This is a genomic window from Microcella sp. (genome assembly GCF_046293215.1).
In the GTDB taxonomy this organism is placed as follows: domain Bacteria; phylum Actinomycetota; class Actinomycetes; order Actinomycetales; family Microbacteriaceae; genus Microcella.
Map to the genome: position 1 here is coordinate 1 of NZ_JBKBPI010000016.1, position 5,184 is coordinate 5,184.

General features: G+C 69.0%; 4 protein-coding genes. All 4 read right to left on the minus strand.

Going from position 1 to position 5,184, the window contains the following annotated elements; genetic code table 11:
• Positions 1-72: 72 nt before the first annotated feature.
• From pheT to ACK4SC_RS11635, 4 genes are read right to left on the minus strand one after another with little or no spacing between them, the layout of a single operon-like run.
• Positions 73-2,571, minus strand: coding sequence for a phenylalanine--tRNA ligase subunit beta (gene pheT / locus ACK4SC_RS11620; protein WP_409618137.1), 2,499 nt, complete (start codon positions 2,569-2,571; stop codon positions 73-75).
• Positions 2,571-3,611 (minus strand): phenylalanine--tRNA ligase subunit alpha, encoded by a 1,041-nt coding sequence (gene pheS, locus ACK4SC_RS11625; RefSeq protein WP_409618139.1) that lies wholly within the window; start codon positions 3,609-3,611, stop codon positions 2,571-2,573. Before pheS ends, pheT begins: the two co-directional genes overlap by 1 nt.
• A gap of 11 nt (positions 3,612-3,622) precedes the next feature.
• Positions 3,623-4,480 carry an amino acid ABC transporter permease gene (locus ACK4SC_RS11630; RefSeq protein ID WP_409618141.1) on the minus strand — a complete coding sequence of 286 codons (858 nt, stop codon included), beginning with the start codon at positions 4,478-4,480 and terminating at the stop codon, positions 3,623-3,625.
• Positions 4,481-4,533: 53 nt separating this feature from the next.
• Entirely contained in the window at positions 4,534-5,181 is a 648-nt protein-coding gene (locus ACK4SC_RS11635; RefSeq protein ID WP_409618143.1) for an amino acid ABC transporter permease, read from the minus strand.
• Between the last annotated feature and the right edge of the window lie 3 nt (positions 5,182-5,184).

Consider the following 5,184-nt stretch of genomic DNA (forward strand, 5'->3'; position numbering starts at 1 on the left):
CTGCCCGCGGCCGATCAAACCGCACCGATCACGTCGAACCCACCAGCCAAAGGCTCATCGGTGGATCGAGGCTTAGGCCCGCAGGCTCGCCCCAAATCGCTCGGCGGCGACCGCGAGGCCCGCCATCTTGGCCTCGGTGGCTTCCGCCTGGGTCAGGGTGCGATCGGCCGCGCGGAAACGTAGCGCGAGGGTGATCGACTTGGTGCCCGCCTCAAGCCCGTCGCCGCGGTAGTCGTCGACGAGAGTCGCCGACTCGAGCAGCTCGCCCGCGCCCTCGATCACCGCGCTGCGCACATCGCCCGCCGGAACATCCGCGGGAACAACGAGCGACAGATCCTGTGTCGCCGCCGGGTAGGCCGAGAGGCTCGCGGCGACCAGGTCACCCTCGCCGAGCTCGATCAGCGCATCGAGGTCGAGCTCGAAAACGCCGACACGTCGGGGCAGGTCATTGTCGAGGGCGAGACTCGGCAGCAACTCGCCCGCCAGGCCAACCACCCGGTCGCCAACGAGCAACTCGGCGGTGCGGCCGGGGTGCAGCGCCGCGTGACTGCCCTGACGCACGGCGAGCGCAACGCCCGCGGCGTTCGCGACGAGGTGGGCCGCATCGAGGACGTCGGCGATTCCCGCCGGCTCGGCCGGCTGACCGATACCGCGCGCGCGCCGGTCACCGACGACGAGCGCGGCGACGCGCCACGGCTGCGGCGGGATGCTCGCATCGAGGTCGGCGAGGACGTCATCGCTCGGGCGCGCCGAGCCGAAGGGCACGGCATCGACGCCGTAGGACGCGTCAACCTCGGGGCGGAAGACCCGCCCGATTTCGAAGAGCGCAAGGTCGGCCAGTCCGCGCGACCGGTTGCGGTGCGCGGTGCTGACGAGAGCCGGAATGAGGCTGCGTCGCAGGTGAGCCGCCTCCGCGTCGAGCGCGTTCGCCAGGCGCATCGTGGGCGCATCCGCCCCATCGATCATGGCGACCTGTTCGGCCGTCGAGAACGGGTAGTTCAGAACCTCGGTGAGTCCTGCGGCAGCGAGGGAGGCGCCCACGGCGCGGCGAACGCGCTGCGAGCGGGTGAGGCCGCGACCGGGCGGCGCCACCGGAAGCGCGGCGGGGATGCGGTCGTAACCGACGATGCGGGCGACCTCCTCCGCCAGCGACGGGGCGTCGACCAGGTCGGGGCGCCAGCTCGGCGGCTCGACCATCCAGCCATCGCCCTCCAGCCGGATGTGGCAACCGATCGCGGATAGCGAGTCTGTCACCTCGTCGAGCGAGTAATCCACGCCGATCAAGCCGTCGACGTAGCCCTCCGGGAGAGCGATTTCGGCCGGGCGCTTGGCTTCGATCCATTCGGAACCGAGCGTGTCGATCGTGCCGCCTGCGTGCTCGACGAGCAGGTCGGCAACGCGCTGTGCGGCGGGGGCCGCGACGAGCGGGTCGACGCCGCGGGCGAAGCGCTTGGACGCCTCGCTCGGCAGCTTGTGGCGGCGAGCCGTGCGGCTGATCGACACCGGGTCGAAGTTCGCCGCCTCGATCAGCACGTCGGTGGTCGTTGCGCTGACCTCCGTCGACGCGCCGCCCATGACACCCGCGAGACCGATCGGACCGGAGGCGTCCGTGATCAGCAGGTCTTCGGTGTCGAGCGTGCGGGTCTGGTCGTCGAGCGTCACGAGAGTCTCTCCCACGACGGCGCGGCGAACAGTGATGCCCCCGGCGACCTTCTCGAGGTCGTACGCGTGAATGGGCTGCCCCAGTTCGAGCATCACGTAGTTCGTGATGTCGACGGGCAACGAGATCGAGCGGATGCCGGCCAGCGCGAGGCGGGCGATCATCCACCCCGGGGTGGGGCGGGTCGGGTCGATGTCGCGCACGACGCGGGTCACGAACACGTCGCAGCCGCGGCGGCCGCGAATCGGGTGATTGTCGCGCACCTCGACGCTGAAGCCGTCAGCTTCGCCAACCTCGCGTGACTTTGCCGGATCGCGGAAGGCGGCCCCCGTCGCGTGTGAGTACTCGCGGGCGATGCCGCGAATCGAGAGCGTGTACCCGCGGTCAGGAGTGACGTTGACCTCGACAGCCACGTCGTCGAGACCCAGCAGTGCGATTGCGTCGGTACCCGGCTCGGGGTCGAGGCCGAGGGTCACCAGGCGCAGGATTCCGTCGTGCTCGTCGCCGAGGCCCAGCTCGCGAGCGCTCGCGATCATGCCGTCGGAGACGTGACCGTAGGTCTTGCGCGCACTGATCGGGAACGGACCGGGCAGCTCGGCACCGGGAAGAGCCACGACGACCTTGTCGCCGACGTGGAAATTGTGCGCGCCGCAGACGATGCCGCGGATCTCGGGCTCGCCGGCCTCGTCGACGCCGGTGCGCACCTGACACCACCGAATCGTCTTGCCGTTCTTCTGCGGCTCGTCGACGTACTCGAGCACCTCGCCCACCACGACGGGGCCCGAGATGGCCGTGCCGTGCACCGCTTCTTCTTCCAGACCGACCTTCACCAGGGCGGCGTGCACGTGGTCGGCGTCAGCGCCCTCGGGCAGCTCAACCCACTCACGGAGCCAGGACAGGGGAACACGCATCAGGCCATCACTCCGAACTGCTGGGTGAAGCGCACATCGCCCTCGACCATGTCGCGCATATCGTGCACCTCGTTGCGGAACATCAGGGTGCGTTCGATGCCCATGCCGAAGGCGAAACCCTGATACACCTCGGGATCAACGCCCGCCGCGCGGAGCACGTTCGGGTTGACCATGCCGCAGCCGCCCCATTCGATCCAGCGGGCGCCACCGCGGAAGGTGGGGTGCCACACATCGAGTTCGGCGCTCGGTTCGGTGAACGGGAAGTAGCTGGGGCGCAGACGGATGCGCGCGCCCTCGCCGAACATCGTGCGGGCCATGTGCTCGAGCGTTCCGCGCAGGTGCGCCATCGTGAGGCCCTTGTCGATCGCGATGCCCTCCATCTGGTGGAAGACGGGCGTGTGGGTGGCGTCGAGCTCGTCGGTGCGGAAAACGCGGCCCGGGGCGACGACGTACAGCGGCAGGCCGCGCTCGAGCAGGGCACGCACCTGCACGGGGCTCGTGTGCGTGCGCATCAGGAGGTGCGCATCCTCCGGCTCGACGAAGAACGTGTCTTGCATCGCGCGCGCCGGGTGGTCGGGGTCGAAGTTCAGGGCGTCGAAGTTGTACCACTCGTTTTCGAGTTCGGGGCCTTCCGCGACCTCCCACCCCATCGCGACGAAGATGTCGCTCATCTGCTCCATCAACGTGGTGAGCGGGTGACGCCCGCCGCGCAGCCCCAGAGGAGCGATCGCGCTGACGTCGATCGCCTCGGCGGCGAGAGCCCGCGCCTCCTCGTCGGCCGCAAGCTCGGCCTCGCGTGCCGCGAACGCCTGCTGAACGCGGCCACGCGCCTGGCCGACGAGCTTGCCGAGAGCGGCCTTCTGGTCGGCGGGCACCTCGCGCAGGCTACCGTTCAGGCGTGCGAGCGTGGACTGCTCGCCGGCGTGCAGCGTACGAGCGGCCTTGAGAGCTGCCGTGTCGGCGGCCGCATCGATGGCGGCGAGCGCCTGGTCGACCGCGTCGGCGACGGCGGATTCTGTGATGGGGAGGCTGTCGGGCACGAGCACCGAGTCTAGTCGGGCGTCGCCGACCCCTTGCCCGCAGCGGCGCGGCTGGTGGTGGCCCCGCCCGTCGGCCCCGTGACCGTGGCATCGACAACCGCGGGTCGCGTTCGCGAGGCCGTGCGCCGCGAGACGATGCGGGCGACCCACGAGAGGATCAGATTCATCAGCAGGTACATCGCGAGAACGATGAAGAAGAACGAGAAGTTGTACCGGTTGCCGAAGAAGTTCGTGAGGTTTTGGCCCGTCCGCAACAGCTCGCTGTAACCGACGATGTAGGCGAGTGAGGTGTCTTTCAGCAGCACGACCAGCTGGGCGATGATGATCGGCAGCATCTGGCGGAAGGCCTGCGGGAACTCGATGATGAGGCGCGTGCGAATGGGGTGCAGGCCGATCGCCAGGCCCGCCTCGCGCTGGCCGGCGGGAAGCGATCGGATGCCCGCGCGCAACGCCTCGCCGATGATTGCGCCGTTGTACACGGCGAGCGCCGACACGCCGGCCCAGTACGTGCCGGTCGAGAAGACGAGCAGCACAAACAGCATCATGAGCAGCACGGGCATGCCCCGGAAGAACTCCAGCAGCACGGCGACGGGGAACCGAATCCATCGGCTGCGCGCAGTGCGCCCGAAGCTGAACAGGATGCCGATGGCGAGCGCAAGCACGGCCGCGACAGCGGCCATGGCGAGCGTGTTGAGGGCGCCGCGGCCGAGGCTCTGCCACACAACCGGGTCAGCGAAGATGTCCCACCGGCTGGGGTCAAAAAGCCCGGGAAGGACGGCGCCCGCCGCCGTCGTGCGCTCCGCGGCGAGGGTCGAGATCAGCCAGGCGGCGAGCGCCACGAGGAGCACCGCGCCGACAATCGACGTCATGGCGCTTCGTCGCCGTGCGACGGGACCGGGCGCGTCGTAGAGAACCGAGGTTGTCATCGCAGCACCGCCACCTTCTTCTCAATGCGCCCGGCGATCAGGCCGAGCGGGACGGTGACGAGCAAATAGAAGAACGCGACGCCCAGCAGGATCGGGATCACCGCATCCCCTCGAGCGTTTGCGAGGGTGCGTCCGGCGGCGAAGAGTTCGAAGACGAAGAACGCGCCGGCAACCGACGTGTTTTTCGTCAGGGCGATGAAGACGTTGATGAGCGGCGGGATCACCATGCGGACGGCCTGGGGAAGCACGATCAGCAGCAGCACCTGCCCGAACGGCAAACCGATACTGCGTGCCGCCTCCGCCTGGCCGATCGGCACGCCGTTGATGCCGGATCGCACCGCCTCGGCGACGAACGGCGACGTGTACGCGGTCAGACCGATGACAGCGAGCGGAAAGTAGCCCGGGTTGAACTGCAGATAGGGCAAGAGCGTGGCGCAGAAGAACAGCGCGAGGGTCAACGGGGTGTTACGGAGCAGCTCGGTATAGACGGTCGCGAAGGCGCGCAGTGAGGCCACCGGCGAGATACGCATGGCGGCGATGATGACGCCGAGGACGAGGGCGCCGATGCCCGAGAGGGCCAGCAGCTGAAGTGTTCCGCCGAACGCACTGAGGAACGTCGGCAGATTCTCGATCACCGCGTCGATTGC